This is a genomic window from Cupriavidus necator N-1, assembly GCF_000219215.1.
In the GTDB taxonomy this organism is placed as follows: domain Bacteria; phylum Pseudomonadota; class Gammaproteobacteria; order Burkholderiales; family Burkholderiaceae; genus Cupriavidus; species Cupriavidus necator.
This window is the reverse complement of record NC_015723.1, coordinates 1,228,522-1,242,607: the sequence shown is the minus strand read 5'-3', so window position 1 is coordinate 1,242,607 and position 14,086 is coordinate 1,228,522. Positions and strand designations below refer to the sequence as shown.

The 14,086-nt window shown below is 65.2% G+C and carries 14 protein-coding genes and 2 pseudogenes; 14 read left to right on the top strand and 2 right to left on the bottom strand.

The features are described from left to right. Nucleotides 1–4: 4 nt before the first annotated feature. The 6 genes from CNE_RS23785 (at nt 5) to CNE_RS43115 (ending at nt 4,888) form a co-directional block, all read left to right on the top strand. Nucleotides 5–589 carry a glycerol-3-phosphate responsive antiterminator gene (locus tag CNE_RS23785; RefSeq protein WP_013952837.1) on the top strand — a complete coding sequence of 195 codons (585 nt, stop codon included), beginning with the start codon at nt 5–7 and terminating at the stop codon, nt 587–589. A 179-nt stretch (nt 590–768) separates the two neighbouring features. Next, entirely contained in the window at nt 769–1,875 is a 1,107-nt protein-coding gene (locus CNE_RS23780; RefSeq protein ID WP_013952836.1) for an S-(hydroxymethyl)glutathione dehydrogenase/class III alcohol dehydrogenase, read from the top strand. A 13-nt stretch (nt 1,876–1,888) separates the two neighbouring features. Next, nucleotides 1,889–2,731, top strand: a complete 843-nt coding sequence (gene fghA, locus CNE_RS23775; protein WP_013952835.1) for an S-formylglutathione hydrolase — start codon at nt 1,889–1,891, stop codon at nt 2,729–2,731. Nucleotides 2,732–3,159: 428 nt separating this feature from the next. After that, nucleotides 3,160–3,735 carry a hypothetical protein gene (locus tag CNE_RS42220; RefSeq protein ID WP_238553131.1) on the top strand — a complete coding sequence of 192 codons (576 nt, stop codon included), beginning with the start codon at nt 3,160–3,162 and terminating at the stop codon, nt 3,733–3,735. Between the two features lie 17 nt (nt 3,736–3,752). Next, nucleotides 3,753–4,373, top strand: coding sequence for a GGDEF domain-containing protein (locus tag CNE_RS42215; RefSeq protein WP_238553130.1), 621 nt, complete (start codon nt 3,753–3,755; stop codon nt 4,371–4,373). A gap of 398 nt (nt 4,374–4,771) precedes the next feature. After that, the gene (locus tag CNE_RS43115) at nt 4,772–4,888 is read left to right on the top strand and encodes a DUF736 family protein (protein WP_407919951.1); all 117 of its coding nucleotides are present in this window, start codon (nt 4,772–4,774) and stop codon (nt 4,886–4,888) included. A gap of 197 nt (nt 4,889–5,085) precedes the next feature. Here the strand turns inward: CNE_RS43115 and CNE_RS23765 are convergent, their stop codons facing one another. After that, a complete protein-coding gene (locus CNE_RS23765) occupies nt 5,086–5,343 on the bottom strand; it encodes a helix-turn-helix domain-containing protein (RefSeq protein WP_013952834.1) in 258 nt (85 codons plus the stop codon). Between the two features lie 247 nt (nt 5,344–5,590). Between CNE_RS23765 and CNE_RS39405 the strand changes: the two are divergent. The 6 genes and pseudogenes from CNE_RS39405 to CNE_RS39400 form a co-directional block, all read left to right on the top strand. Continuing rightward, nucleotides 5,591–5,734 (top strand): annotated as a pseudogene (locus CNE_RS39405) (DUF2958 domain-containing protein); the annotation flags it as partial. A gap of 220 nt (nt 5,735–5,954) precedes the next feature. Continuing rightward, the gene (locus tag CNE_RS23760; RefSeq protein ID WP_013952833.1) at nt 5,955–6,305 is read left to right on the top strand and encodes a DUF2958 domain-containing protein; all 351 of its coding nucleotides are present in this window, start codon (nt 5,955–5,957) and stop codon (nt 6,303–6,305) included. Between the two features lie 270 nt (nt 6,306–6,575). After that, on the top strand, nt 6,576–7,946 hold the full coding sequence (locus tag CNE_RS23755; protein ID WP_013952832.1) for an MFS transporter: 1,371 nt from the start codon (nt 6,576–6,578) through the stop codon (nt 7,944–7,946). 15 nt (nt 7,947–7,961) lie between these two features. Further along, nucleotides 7,962–8,654 carry a helix-turn-helix domain-containing protein gene (locus CNE_RS23750; protein ID WP_013952831.1) on the top strand — a complete coding sequence of 231 codons (693 nt, stop codon included), beginning with the start codon at nt 7,962–7,964 and terminating at the stop codon, nt 8,652–8,654. Between the two features lie 193 nt (nt 8,655–8,847). Further along, nucleotides 8,848–8,976, top strand: a complete 129-nt coding sequence (locus CNE_RS43305; RefSeq protein ID WP_456236803.1) for a DUF3158 family protein — start codon at nt 8,848–8,850, stop codon at nt 8,974–8,976. Nucleotides 8,977–8,996: 20 nt separating this feature from the next. Continuing rightward, nucleotides 8,997–9,404 (top strand): annotated as a pseudogene (locus tag CNE_RS39400) (DUF3158 family protein). Nucleotides 9,405–10,184: 780 nt separating this feature from the next. Here CNE_RS39400 and CNE_RS23740 read toward each other — a convergent pair. Further along, nucleotides 10,185–11,201, bottom strand: coding sequence for an AraC family transcriptional regulator (locus CNE_RS23740; protein WP_013952827.1), 1,017 nt, complete (start codon nt 11,199–11,201; stop codon nt 10,185–10,187). Nucleotides 11,202–11,353: 152 nt separating this feature from the next. On the opposite strand from CNE_RS23740, the gene CNE_RS23735 reads away from it, so the two are divergent. Together CNE_RS23735 and CNE_RS23730 are read left to right on the top strand one after the other, a co-directional pair. Further along, nucleotides 11,354–12,487, top strand: a complete 1,134-nt coding sequence (locus CNE_RS23735; protein WP_010814121.1) for an acyl-CoA dehydrogenase family protein — start codon at nt 11,354–11,356, stop codon at nt 12,485–12,487. Between the two features lie 45 nt (nt 12,488–12,532). Beyond that, on the top strand, nt 12,533–14,056 hold the full coding sequence (locus tag CNE_RS23730; RefSeq protein WP_013952826.1) for a CoA-acylating methylmalonate-semialdehyde dehydrogenase: 1,524 nt from the start codon (nt 12,533–12,535) through the stop codon (nt 14,054–14,056). The last annotated feature ends 30 nt before the right edge of the window (nt 14,057–14,086 follow it).

The window sequence follows — 14,086 nt, the reverse complement described above, 5'->3', positions numbered from 1 at the left end:
CAGCATGGACAGGTCCCTCGGTGCGCGCCTGACGCGACACCCCGTCATCGGCACACTCTACGGTGTTGACCAGATCGACGCCATCTTTGAAAGCGTGGCCGAAGTCTGCATCGTCGCCAACGTGGAGTTGCGCAAGCTGCAGCCCGTCATCGCCACGCTGGCCAGCGCTGGCAAGTACGTCATCGTCAATATCGACAGCTGCGAAGGCTTGTCGCAGGACAAGGGCGGGGTGGATTATCTGGCCGACATCGGGGTGACCAGTCTGGTTTCCACGCGCGTGGCAACGATCCAGCGGGCCAACCGCGCGGGCATGGTGACGATGCAGAAGGTCTTTGTGACCGACCGTTCCACCTGGCCGCGCAGCGTCAAGGCGCTCGAACAGAGCGACCCGAACCTGGTGCAGCTGATGCCGGCGCCGATGCTGTCGCACCTGCCCGAAGCGGACCGCAAGGCGCTGCCGCCGATCGTGACATCAGGCTTTGTCTGCAATCGGGATGATATCCGCAGCGCGCTCGCACATGGCGCTGTGGCCGTCTCCACCAGCGACCGCAAGCTCTGGAATCTGGAAGCGAGAGCGCTCAAGGCGTAAGAGTCCCGCCTGGCGCCGCCTGGGCAGTTTCGCTGACCGATGATCGGCCAAAACTGGCCTGCTGCGGCAGGAAGATCGTATAGTCATGTCCTCGGACCTGGCTTGCCCCCGCGCCGCGCCGGCCGTCGCCGCGCAGCCTGCAAGCCCCCCCCACATTCCTGATCCCGGAGGACTCCCCCATGAAAACCAAAGCCGCCATCGCCTGGAAAGCCGGTGCCCCGCTGACCATTGAAGACGTGGACCTGGACGGCCCGCGCGCCGGGGAAGTGCTGGTGGAAGTCAAGGCCACCGGTATCTGCCATACCGACTACTACACACTGTCTGGAGCCGACCCGGAAGGCATCTTCCCGGCGATCCTGGGCCACGAGGGCGCAGGCATCGTCACCGACGTCGGCCCTGGCGTCACCTCGCTCAAGCCTGGCGACCACGTGATCCCGCTGTACACGCCGGAATGCCGCCAGTGCAAGTTCTGCCTGTCGCGCAAGACCAACCTGTGCCAGGCAATCCGCGCCACCCAGGGCAAGGGCCTGATGCCGGACGGCACCTCGCGCTTCTCGATCGACGGCAAGCCGATCTTCCACTACATGGGCACCTCGACCTTCGCCAACCACATCGTGGTGCCGGAGATCGCGCTGGCCAAGATCCGCCCGGATGCGCCGTTCGACAAGGTCTGCTATATCGGCTGCGGCGTCACCACCGGCGTGGGCGCGGTGCTGTTCACCGCCAAGGTGGAAGCCGGCGCCAATGTGGTGGTGTTCGGCCTGGGCGGCATCGGCCTGAACGTGATCCAGGCGGCCAAGATGGTAGGCGCCGACAAGATCATCGGCGTAGACCTGAACCCTGGCCGCGAAGCCATGGCGCGCAAGTTCGGCATGACCCACTTCATCAACCCGAAGGACGTGGAGAACGTGGTCGACCACATCATCCAGCTGACCGACGGCGGTGCCGACTATTCGTTCGAATGCATCGGCAACACGCAGGTCATGCGCCAGGCGCTGGAGTGCTGCCACAAGGGCTGGGGCAAGTCGATCATCATCGGCGTGGCCGAGGCCGGCGCGGAGATCTCAACGCGCCCGTTCCAACTGGTGACGGGGCGCGAATGGAAGGGTTCGGCCTTCGGCGGCGCTCGCGGGCGCACTGACGTGCCGAAGATCGTCGACTGGTACATGGAAGGCAAGCTCAATATCGACGACCTGATCACGCATACGCTGCCGCTGGAGCGCATCAACGAGGGCTTCGACCTGATGAAGCGCGGCGAGTCGATCCGCTCCGTGGTGCTGTACTGAGGACGGCGCCGACATGGAACTGATCTCGCAACACGGCTGCTACGGAGGCGTGCAGCGCTTCTATCGCCATGACTCGGCGGCCATCGGGCTGCCGATGCGTTTCTCGGTCTACCTGCCGCCGCAGGCGCAGGGAGGCGGCAAGGTGCCGGTGCTGTTCTACCTGGCCGGCCTGACCTGCACCGAAGAAACCTTCATGATCAAGGCCGGTGCGCAGCGCTTTGCCGCCGAGCACGGCCTGATGCTGGTGGCGCCCGATACCAGCCCGCGCGGCGCGGGCCTGCCGGGCGAGGCCGATGCCTGGGACTTCGGCGTGGGTGCCGGGTTCTATGTCGATGCCACCGAGGCGCCGTGGCAGGAGTACTGGCGCATGGAAAGCTACGTGGCCGACGAGCTGTTCGGGCTGGTCACCACCGCGTTGCCGGGCGATGCCGGCCGTGTCGGCATCTTCGGGCATTCCATGGGCGGGCACGGCGCGCTGGTGCTGGCACAGCGCCATCCGCAGCGCTTCCGCTCGGTGTCGGCGTTTGCGCCGATCGCCGCGCCGTCACGCTGCCCGTGGGGGGAGAAGGCTTTTACCGGCTACCTGGGCAGCGACCGCGCCGCGTGGGCCGAATATGACGCCAGCGAGCTGATGGCACGCCAGCAGGGCGCGCCCTTCCCGGCCGGCATCCTGGTCGACCAGGGACTGGACGACCAGTTCCTGCAAAGCCAGCTGCATCCGGAAGCATTCGCGGCGGCCTGCCAGGCCGTCGGCCAGCCGCTGACGCTGCGCCGGCATAGCGGCTACGACCACGGCTACTACTTCATTACGACCTTTATCGCCGACCACATCCGGCATCACGCCGGACAGCTCTAGCGCCTGAGCGCTCAAACGCACCCACTGCCCCGCACCGCCCCCCCAATCAGGGGATGCCCGGTGCCGGGCCCGACCCCATAATTGCTGCTCGACCGGCCCCAGAGCCGGAACAAGATGGGGTCACATCATGAACCACGTCGTCTCCCTCGGCGGCTATATCCTCGGCTGCCTGGCAGCGCTGCTGATCGCCGCGCGGTGGTTGTTGCGCAATGACCCGGCGCTGTGCGCCGACTAGCCGCGCGAAGCGCCACGACGAAGCGACTAGCCCAGGCGCCGCGGCAGCCCCGGCACAGGAGGCGGCCGCCTCACATGCCACGGACAGCGCGACGGCGCCCCCCGGCGGCGCCCGCAGGGCCCGCTCGCCCCTTATCATTACGGGTCGCGCCGGTCCGGCGCATTCCAGCCACGCCGCCGCCAGCCCCTGTCCGATGTCCGTGCCGATCGCCCTGCTCACCATCACGACTGCGCTCAGCGCCATGATGCTGGCCATCGTGTGGTCGCTGCGCCGCTGCGAGCTGCCCGGCGTGGGCGAATGGTGCAATGCCAACCTGACCGCAACCGGAGCGTTGGTGCTGTTCTCGCTGCGCAGCATGATTCCGGATTTGTTGTCGGTCGGCGTTGCCAACGCCGCGCTGGCGTGGTCGCTGGCGCTGTTCTACGCCGGCAGCGTTCGCTTCTGCGGCGGCGTGCCGCCGTGGCGGCGGCTGCTGGCGGCAACGGCGGTGACAACTGCGGGCGTGATTGTCTGGCGCCATGCCGTCGACGTCTTCACCACGCGCGTCGTCATTGTCTCGGTCTTCCATGCGGTGCTGTGCGCGCTGGTCGGGCTGACCTTGCTGCGCCGCCGCCCGCGCGGACAATCGGCACGGTTCTTTATCACGACCGCCTGCTTCGCGCTGTTCTTCGCCACCGGCCATGCAGTGCGCGGCACACTGTCCGCGCTGCAGTGGCTGGGCAATCCCTACCTGCCGGAATCGATGCTGGTCAACACAGTTTTTTCCTGACCCTGGGCGCACTGGTGATGCCGGCGATGACCATGGGCGCGGTGCTGATGATCCATGACGCCATCGTGCGCCGGCTTGAAGCGGTCGCCAATACCGATACGCTGACGGGCGTGCTGTCGCGCAAGGCGTTCGAGGAAGGCGCCCAGCGCGAGCTGGCGCGCGCCGCCGGCGGCAATCCGGCCCCCGCGCTGCTGATCGTCGACATCGACCATTTCAAGTCGGTCAACGACACCTACGGCCACGCGGCCGGCGATGCCGTGCTGCAGGCGTTCGCAAGACTGGCGGCGGCGCAACTGCGGCCCGGCGACCTGCTGGGCCGCCTCGGCGGCGAAGAGTTCATGGTGCTGCTGCCCGCGACCGGCGAGGCGGGTGCCAGCGCGTTGGCGGAGCGCATCCGCGCCAGCGTGCAGCGCCAAGCGGTCACGACGGTCGCGTCGGACGGCGCCAGCCACACCGTGCGCTATAACGTCAGCGGCGGCACCGCCGACTGGCATCCGGGCCTGACGCTGGCGCAGCTGAGCGCGCGTGCCGATGCGGCGCTGTATCGCGCCAAGGTGGGCGGGCGCAATCGCGTAACGGCGCATAGCGAGTCTGCCTCGGCTACTCACGCGGCACCAGAGGCCGCGCACGCGCTCTGATCGATGGAGATCCTGCGGGCATTAATTCGAAGAGGACGAACGCCATGCTTGACTGGCTGCGTTGCATCGCGGAGAGACAATACATTGCCAAGTTCGGCTGCCAACTTGCGGCAGCTTTAGTATGTCAAGTCCCTTTTGGTAGGATGCCTGACTGGGCGTTCGCTCCAGCACATTCGTCCTCCAGCTTGGCCACCAGGCTCTAGGGCAGCGGCCAGGGCCAACCACGCAAGACCGGCCAACCCTTGCACCTCGTACGCCGACGTCCATCGTAAGATGAACCCGTCGTTGCAAGCAACCTTCGGGCGAATACAACCCGCCCGCACCTCGATCGGCTCAAATCAACACACTCGCGTGCGCGTCGCGAACGGGCCCGTCCAGCAAGAGCCCTCGATTTCCGCATCCCTGCGGCCACGTACATTGGGGCGGCGTGGAAGAGCGTTAGCCAGTCCGAGCGATCCTACCCGTCCGTGACCATCGGTGATCCCTCGCTCCGGCGACGATCTACGTTCGTCTGATCAAGGAAGACGACAGCATGCACAACCTGAACTGGCCGCGCAGTAAGCAAGCGGCCTGATTCACCCCAAAACGATCCCATGGCGCCGGGGAACTATGCCGCTGACTCAGCCTGTTACGAACGCGCCCGGTCGTCGCCCTTTTGGCAGTCCTGATCGCGATGTGCCTTTGCATATCCTCTACCGCTCGCGCCAATCGCTCAGCGCCCTTTGGAACGGGCAATCGCCTGTTCAAGACTGGTGACGAACTCGCTCAGCGATACACCGAGAGCGGCGCACCAGAGCCGCAACTCGATGACGTCCAATCTTCGCTCTCCGCGTTCACATTTGCTCACGAACGACTGCGGAGCATCCAACTTCTCAGCAAGTTGAATCTGGGTGAGCTTCGCCGCTTCTCTGGCTGAACGAAGGGCTGCGAGCATGTGGCCGTATTGCTCCGTGTAGATCGTCTTTTCCATTACAGCAAGGCGAGGCTGAGGTAAAGCAGCACCTTGCAGTCTGTTTTGGAATAGTCCAAAATGGGATATTCCCCGAGTGGGAAGCCGTCCGTTGGGGCGGGAAAATGGCTCGCCCCTCCAGGTTCACCACTGTGCCTCGATTGCAAGCGGTGCAGCCTGTGTTTGTTGTTCGCCCAACGCTTTTCCTTGAAATCTGCATCTGCGGATTCAGACAGATTAGGGAGGCCACATCCGTGCTTTTTCTGCTATCCACGATTCCGTCACCGTCCGTCGGCTCACCGCTATTGATGAACGTGCGCAACTGCTCGGCGATGGCGAGGCGCGCGCTGCCCGTCAGGGCATTGACCCGCTTCCCGTGGTGCGGCTGTTCACGCCGGACGCGCATGCTAGCCTCAACCTCCCGCCGAACCCGCGCCAGTAGGCCATGGGCGAGCGTGTTCCGCGGCCGCCGCTATTCACGCTGCGGGGAAAAGTGTTCAACGCTGCCGCACGCCGCTAGCCGTCAACGCCGGCCCGCATCGACCGTGTTCGGGTCTCACGGCTCGCGCTATGGCGTGCGGCCGGTATCGCTTCGCTTCGCCGTGGAGCGAATCTCTCATGAGGATGCAACCATGAATCAACCCCTGATCACCGTCGAACAACGCGAGCAACTGCTCGCAAACGGCCGCGCGTACGCAACCGGCCACGCCAGCGACCCGCTGCCCGTGGTGCGGCTGTTTACCCCTGACGCGCATGCGACATGGGTCTTGGCCGCGCTCGACCCCGCCGATGGCGACACCGCATACGGTTTGTGCGACGTGGGTATCGGCATGCCCGAACTGGGCCATGTGAAGCTGTCCGACCTGGCATCCATCGTTGGACCGCTCAAAAAGCCGATTCTTCGCGACCTGTACTTCCGGCCAAACCGACCGCTTTCGGCGTATGCGCAGCTGGCGCAGGTTGACGGTTCGATCCCCGACTGACCGGACCCGCTGGCCATTCCGGTAGCCGGCCCGGCAGCCCTCTGCTGCGCCTCATTGGTTGCAGCACGGCGTCGATTCCGCACAAAGACCAGCATGGAAAGAAGGTGCGCACGACTTGATGTCCGCGCACCAACTGTGCATTTCCATGCAGGCGTGGCGCACCGGACGATGCCTGATCGGCATCCCTCACGCGCAAACGATGGGGGTCTTGGTCTCAAAAGGACCGGCCCTGACCGAAGTCCATTGATCACTACCTGACGAGGACCGAACGTGAATCCACAACAAGAACCGCATGTGAATCTCCTGAGCGTACCGGGCGGCGCCTTACCCGCACCGGCGCGCACGCTGGCTGCTCGCGACTACAAGACCTTGGGTCTTGCCGCCCTCGGCGGCACGCTCGAATTCTATGACTTCGTCATCTACGTCTTCTTCGTCACGGTACTGGGCGCGCTATTCTTCCCGCCCAACATGCCAGATTGGCTGCGACAACTGCAGACGTTCGGCATTTTCGCCGCCGGCTACCTGGCACGCCCGCTGGGCGGCATCGTGATCGCCCACTTTGGTGACCGGCTTGGCCGCAAGCGCATGTTCACGCTGTCGATCTTGCTGATGGCCGCGCCCACGCTGATGATCGGCCTGCTGCCCACCTACGCCAGCATCGGCGTCGCGGCACCGCTGCTGCTGCTGGCGATGCGCGTGCTGCAGGGCGCGGCCATCGGTGGCGAGATGCCTGGTGCCTGGGTGTTTGTCGGCGAACACGTGCCGAGCCGGCACTACGGTTTCGGCATCGGGACCCTGACCTCGGGCATCACGGGTGGCATCCTGCTGGGTTCGCTCGTGGCGGTCGCCATCAATCGCCACTACACGCCTGAGCAGGTGAGCGATTTCGCCTGGCGCATCCCTTTTATCCTGGGCGGCGTCTTCGGACTTGTGTCGGTGTACCTGCGCCGGTTTCTTCATGAGACCCCCGTGTTCCGCGAGTTGGCTGAGCGCAGCAATCTGGCGCGCGAACTCCCGATCCGCACCGTGCTGCGCGAGCACCGCTCGGCCAGTCTGTTCGTCGCATTGCTGACCTGGGTACTTTCTACCTCTATCGTCGTGGTGGTGCTGTACACGCCCGCCTACCTACAGAAGGTGCACCACATTCCCGCCGCGCTTGCGCTCGAGACCAATGCCTTCGCTACACTCGCGCTGACCATCGGCTGCGTGATCGTCGGTTGGGCGAGCGACCGCATTGGCACCCGCGCCGTCATGCTGATCGGCTGGGGTGGCCTGTTCGTGACCGCTTACCTCTTCTACGACAGCCTGCCCGGCACGCCTGGCACGCTGTTCTGGCACTACGGACTGCTGGGTCTGTTCGTCGGCACCATCGCCACTGTGCCGATTGCCGGCGTGCGTGCCTTTCCGGCACCGGTGCGGTTCACCGGTCTCTCGTTTGCCTACAACATGTCTTACGCAGTCTTTGGCGGCGTCACGCCGATGATCCTCACGCTGTGGCTACAGCACGACGCAATGGCGCCGGCTCACTATGTGGCAGTACTGGCAGCTGTCGGCCTCTCGCTAGCGCTCTGGCCCCTCGCCAAATGCGGCCATGCCATGCGCAATGGCGTGGCCAGCACGGCTGGCCAAGTCAGTCGATAACGAAGGAGCAACGAAATGAATGCAACGGAAAACACGCCACCAGTACGCCTACTGACTCCCGCCGAGCTGGCTGTCTGCATCAAGGTATTCCGCGACGCCCGGCAATGGACGCAAGAGCAGCTAGCCGTGATCGCAGGACTCAACGTGCGGACCGTTCAGCGCGTCGAACAAGGCTGGCCCGCTGGCCCCGACATCTGCCGGGCGCTGGCTAGCGCGTTCGATTTCCTGGACATCGACGCGCTTAACAAGCCATTCGCGATTCCACCAGAAGACGAACTCAAGGCAGCGCAGGAACAGTTCGACCGGGAGCACGTCACCTTCGCGGCGATTCGGCTGACCACGGGTAAGCAGTTGGCGGAGCTGGCGCAGACCAGCACGATGGACATGTCGGAGCTGGCCTTCGAAATGGGCGGCGAAGCGGACAAACGCTTCGCCGCACTGATGGAATATTTCCGCAACTACCGCGATGCCCTGGACGCCTATACCGAAGCAGAGAAGCGCGAGGCGTCGGACACGATGCAAGCCAACATCGATGTGCTCAAGACCCTTGGCGTTTCGCTCTGCTATGCCGAGCGCCAAGTGCTGCTGAAGGGAAGCTCGGACCCGGACAGGCCAATGCCAGCTAACGTCCTGTACGTGATCGGGTTTCCGCTCGGCAAGGAACCCAAGCTATTCGCCACGCCAACTTCCGTTGATATCCGTCTGTAGAAGGGCTGAAGGGTCAAGATTCGCGCTTGCAAGCGCCGCTCCAAGCCCAACCATCCGACTCGCCCCAGGCATGGGGCTTGAGGAAGAAGGCAGACGCGCACTGACAAACAGGTCGCCTGGTATTGAGCACGAGAGGTACAGCGTGCACAGCCCATGAACTAGCCGAACACTGCCAGCTATCCCCAGGGGATAGCTGGCACAGCCGGCCTTCCAACGGCTGGAACACGTAGCCTACCTAAAAGGCCTTTTACAACCTTTTAAAGGTAAGGGAGAGTCTGGAGGCCTTGACCAGCCAATGACTTGGCGCTGCGCGCCAGCTTGATCGTCCTGGCACAGCGGCGCGTGCTGCCCCAGGCAAGCGCCTACCCATTTGACCTGCTCGATGTGCAACTGGCCACGAAAACCATTGGCGCAGGGACGACTCTCCTGCGCTGGCGCTATATTGACTGCTCATCCATGGGCGTGGCCTTGTGGGAGTCGCTGCTCGGCCGCCTCGTAATACCGGACTCGCTGATCGACGACGACCTGTATGTGATGTAGCTGTGGCGCATCGCGCTCAACATGCAGATAAGCCTGACCCACAGCATCGCCCGCCACGCCAAGGAATGCACTAGCAACATGGCACGGGCCGAGGCGATTCACCTGTGGCGTATCCTGGGCATCCCCTTGGGGGTAGTCTTACTGCGGTCCCACCGGGTTCCACCCGCCCTCGTGAGGCGAGTTTCTCGCCCCGCAGGCTGCCGCCATTGACGCTACCACTGCGGCAACCGTTTCCCATCGATCATAAGTCGGTATCCATGCCGTCCAGCTTTCTTGCTGCCGGTCTCATCCAAGGCATTCATGCTGTTGTGCATCCGATGAACTGCACATTTGCAAGAAGGCTTCATGCCCAGAGAAACCCACGCTGAAGATCTCGGAGAGGCAGCGCGGCACGTCGCGCAGGCGGCGTGCATCTTGCAGGTCATCATGACAGGTCACGCTGACGCCCACGAACCCGCGCCACGCCGGCTGTATTCGACGGCGGAGCCAAGCTCCCGCATCCCGCGGGATACGCCAGCGCATGTCACCTTCTGCAACGGTGCGCGCCTCGCGGTGCTGTCATGGACATGCGAGGCCAGAAGGCCAGCGGATGTGTGCCCACGGATGTCGACCCCAGCCACGATACGGGTCGAGTGCAACTGCTGGAGCAAACAGCTTTGACGACAGCCAAGGATTGCTACAGCCCACAGGTGGTGCCTTCGTCCAAGGCTGAGGGCTTCATGCTTTAGGCCTGTTGTTTTCTTGCCGGATAAGAAAGCGGCGCCGCGCCGGCGCAAGGCGGTACGGACACGATGCGGTTTGGCACGCGATCAGCGAGTTGCAGCGAAGTAATGAGCTTGGGCCGCACCGCGCTTGGACGTGTGGCGGACTGCGCTCGATCACCAGAGCCTCATCGGCCGAGACCACCCCAGCCCCGGCCCGCAGCAGGACCTTCAATCCCTCGAGGCCAAAGCCAGTTTAGCCCCGTCCACTTTGACCGATCGGCCGCGGTCAGGCTTCGTCCGCAAACTTACGGTAAGCGCCGGGGCGCGATCCGGTCCAGCGCCGGAATGCCCGGTGGAACGCGCCCGGCTCGGCAAATCCGAGTTCCGCCGCAATATCCGCCACGGGGCGCCCGGAGTGGCTCAACGCCTCGATGGCAAGGTCGCGCCGCAGCCCGTCCTTCAGGTCCTGGTAGCTCACGCCCTCGTCCATCAAGCGGCGCCGCAGCGATGAGGCCGACAGGTTCAGGCTGACCGCCAGCGCGTCGAAGGTGGGCCACAGCTCGGGCCGCTGGTTGCGCAGCAGCCGGCGCACCCGTGCGCCCACGCTGGCGCGGTCGGAGTACTTGACCACCACGTTGTGCGGCGCATCGCGCAGGAAGGCTTTCAGGCTGCGCTCGTCCTGGCGCACCGGCTGGTCCAGCAGCGCAGCGTCGAACACCAGCGCCGTGGCGGGCTGGTCGAAGGCCAGCTGGCGCGAGTACATCACGCGGTATTCGGCGCTGTACGGCGGCTCGTCGTAGTCGAAGGCCGCCAGCCGCACCGGCACGCGCCGCCGCAGCAGCCAGCTCATCAGGCCATGCAGCATGATCAGCATGGTTTCCTTGGCAAACACGCCGGGCTGCCGCCCCAAGTGCGCGCAGGGCGCGGTCAGCACCAACGCGGCCTCATCGCCGTGGCGCTCCAGCCGCACGCCGATATCGTCCAGCAGCAGCCGGAAGTACCGCGTGATGCGCTCCAGCCCCTGCGCAAGCGTGCGGCTGCCGGCCACCGCGTGGCACAGCATGGCAAAGCTGCCGCATTTCATGCTGCGCGAATCCTGCCCGAAGAATTCATCGTCCAGCGCCGCCGCCACGGCCATCCACAGCTCACTGTAGCTGGCGGACGAGACGCGCGCCTGCGGCACCGCCAGTAGCGCCGGCGCAATGCCGGCGCTACGCAGCACCGGATCGGGGTCGATGCCACGCGCGCGCAGCCCCGCGATGGCGTGGTGGACGAAACAGATGGCGACACTGCCTTTTTCCATGGCGCTGGCGGGTGGCAAACGAGTTCAAGAAGATTGGCGGATTTTGGCATAGGAGCCCGCCCCCGGCGTTCCTACACTGCCCGCAGGTCAAACGCCAAGCGCGCATTCTGCCTGACTTGCCGCGCGGCTCAAAACGCCCACCCCTAACTGCCATGCACAGCGACTATACCGAAGAGCAAACCATGATCCGCGACAGCGCGCGCGCCTTTGCCAGCGAACGGCTGGCCGTGGGCGCCGCGCAATGGGACCGCGACGGCCGCCTGCCCGATGAAGTCGTCGCCGAAATGGGCGCGCTGGGGCTATTGGGCATGATCGTGCCCGAGGAATGGGGCGGCACCTATACCGACTACGTCGCCTATGCGCTGGCCATCGAAGAAATCGCCGCCGGCTGCGCCGCCTGCGCCACCATGATGAGCGTGCACAACTCGGTCGGCTGCGGGCCGGTCCTGCACTATGGCACCGATGCGCAGAAAGAACGCTACCTGGCGCGCCTGGCCAGCGGCGAGCTGATCGGCGCGTTCTGCCTGACCGAGCCGCAGGCCGGCTCCGAGGCGCACAACCTGCGCACGCGCGCCCGCTTCACCGACAACGGCTGGGTGCTCAACGGCAGCAAGCAGTTCGTCACCAACGGCCAGCGCGCCGGTGTCGCCGTAGTGTTCGCCTCGACCGAGCCCGAGCGCGGCAAGAAGGGCATCTCGGCCTTCCTGGTCCCCACAAACACCCCCGGCTTCATCGTCCACGCCCCCGAGAAGAAGCTGGGCATCCGAGCCTCGGACACCTGCGCGATCACGCTGGAAGACTGCACCGTACCGCACGACGCACTGCTGGGCGAGCCCGGCGAGGGCCTCCGCATCGCGCTGTCAAACCTGGAAGGCGGGCGCATCGGCATCGCCGCGCAGGCAATCGGCATTGCGCGTTCGGCCTTCGAGGCGGCGTGCCGCTATGCATCGGAACGCATCCAGTTCGGCCGCGCCCTGCGCGAACACCCGCCCATCGCCAACATGCTGGCCGACATGGCCACCGAGCTGAACGCCGCGCGCCTGCTGGTGCACCGCGCCGCGCGCATGCGCAGCGAAGGCGTGCCGTGCCTGTCCGAAGCCTCGCAGGCCAAACTGTATGCGTCGGAACTGGCCGAGCGCGTGTGCTCCAAGGCGCTGCAGATCCACGGCGGCTACGGCTATCTCGAAGACTACCCGGTCGAGCGTCACTACCGCGACGCCCGCATCACCCAGATCTACGAAGGCACCAGCGAGATCCAGCGCATGCTGATCGCGCGCAGCCTGTAGTCCCACCATCCCTTGCCAACAGAACCAGACCTTCCGGAGACAACCATGACTGCCGTGCCCAAGACCGACAATGCCGTGCCGACCGTGCCGCTGCTGATCAATGGCGAATGGGTGGATTCGTCCGCCACCGAGTTCCGCAACGTGGTCAATCCCGCCACGCAGGAGGTGCTCGCACGCGTGCCGCTGGCCACAGCAAGCGAGGTCGCCGCTGCCGTGGGCGCCGCGCACCGCGCCTTTGCCACGTGGCGCCATACGCCCATCGGCGCGCGGCTGCGCGTCATGCTGCGCTTGCAGGCACTGATCCGCGAGCACAGCAAGCGTATCGCCGCCATCCTGACCGCCGAGCAGGGCAAGACCCTGGCCGATGCCGAGGGCGACATCTTCCGCGGGCTGGAGGTGGTGGAACACGCCTGTTCGATCGGCACCCTGCAGCAAGGCGGTTTTGCCGAGAACGTGGCCGCCACCGTCGACACCTACACGCTGCAGCAGCCGATCGGCGTCTGCGCGGGTATTACACCGTTCAACTTCCCGGCGATGATTCCGCTGTGGATGTTCCCGATGGCGATCGTCTGCGGCAATACCTTCGTGCTCAAGCCTTCGGAGCAGGACCCGCTGTCCACCGTGGAGCTGGTCAAGCTGGCGCTGGAAGCCGGCGTGCCGCCGGGCGTGCTGAACGTGGTGCACGGCGCCAAGGACGTGGTCGATGCGCTGTGCACGCACCCGGACATCAAGGCCGTGTCGTTCGTGGGCTCGACCGCCGTTGGCACCCACGTCTACAACCTGGCCGGCGCGCACGGCAAGCGCGTGCAGTCGATGATGGGCGCCAAGAACCATGCTGTCGTGCTGCCTGATGCGCACAAGGAGCAGACGCTGAACGCGCTGGCCGGTGCAGGCTTCGGCGCGGCCGGCCAGCGTTGCATGGCCACCTCGGTGATCGTGCTGGTGGGGGCGGCACGCGACTGGGTGCCCGACCTGGTCGAACGCGCCAAGACCCTGAAAGTCGGCGCCGGCGCCGAGGCTGGCACCGATGTCGGCCCCGTGGTATCGGTGGCGGCAAAAGAACGGATCCTCGGCCTCATCGCCGCCGGCGAGCGCGAAGGCGCGACGCTGGTGCTGGATGGCCGTGGCGTGGAGGTGCCGGGCTATCCGCAGGGCAACTTCATCGGCCCGACCATCTTTACCGATGTCCGGACCGACATGTCGATCTACACCGAAGAGATCTTCGGGCCGGTGCTGGTGGTGGTCGGCGTCGATACGCTTGACGAGGCCATCGCCCTGGTCAACCGCAACCCGTTTGGCAACGGCACCGGCGTGTTCACGCAGAGCGGCGCCGCGGCGCGCAAGTTCCAGAGCGAGATCGACGTGGGCCAGGTCGGCATCAACATCCCCATCCCGGTGCCGGTGCCCTACTTCAGCTTCACCGGATCGCGTGGCTCCAAGCTGGGCGACCTGGGTCCGTATGGCAAGCAGGTGGTGCAGTTCTATACGCAGACCAAGACGGTGACGGCGCGGTGGTTTGATGACGCGACGGTCAACGATGGGGTGAACACCACCATCAGCCTGAAGTAATCGGCCGACATTCAAGAACGACACGGAAGG

Bases quoted from the DNA above. Each gene is read 5' to 3' on its own strand.
- CNE_RS23760 (WP_013952833.1), top strand. From the start codon at position 5,955: ATGAATCAACCCCTGATCACCGTCGAACAACGCGAGCAACTGCTCGCA.
- CNE_RS42215 (WP_238553130.1), top strand. From the start codon at position 3,753: ATGCCGGCGATGACCATGGGCGCGGTGCTGATGATCCATGACGCCATC.
- CNE_RS23735 (WP_010814121.1), top strand. From the start codon at position 11,354: ATGCACAGCGACTATACCGAAGAGCAAACCATGATCCGCGACAGCGCG.
- CNE_RS23740 (WP_013952827.1), bottom strand. From the start codon at position 11,201: ATGGAAAAAGGCAGTGTCGCCATCTGTTTCGTCCACCACGCCATCGCG.
- CNE_RS23780 (WP_013952836.1), top strand. From the start codon at position 769: ATGAAAACCAAAGCCGCCATCGCCTGGAAAGCCGGTGCCCCGCTGACC.
- CNE_RS23765 (WP_013952834.1), bottom strand. From the start codon at position 5,343: ATGGAAAAGACGATCTACACGGAGCAATACGGCCACATGCTCGCAGCC.
- CNE_RS42220 (WP_238553131.1), top strand. From the start codon at position 3,160: ATGTCCGTGCCGATCGCCCTGCTCACCATCACGACTGCGCTCAGCGCC.
- CNE_RS23730 (WP_013952826.1), top strand. From the start codon at position 12,533: ATGACTGCCGTGCCCAAGACCGACAATGCCGTGCCGACCGTGCCGCTG.
- CNE_RS23785 (WP_013952837.1), top strand. From the start codon at position 5: ATGGACAGGTCCCTCGGTGCGCGCCTGACGCGACACCCCGTCATCGGC.
- fghA (WP_013952835.1), top strand. From the start codon at position 1,889: ATGGAACTGATCTCGCAACACGGCTGCTACGGAGGCGTGCAGCGCTTC.
- CNE_RS23750 (WP_013952831.1), top strand. From the start codon at position 7,962: ATGAATGCAACGGAAAACACGCCACCAGTACGCCTACTGACTCCCGCC.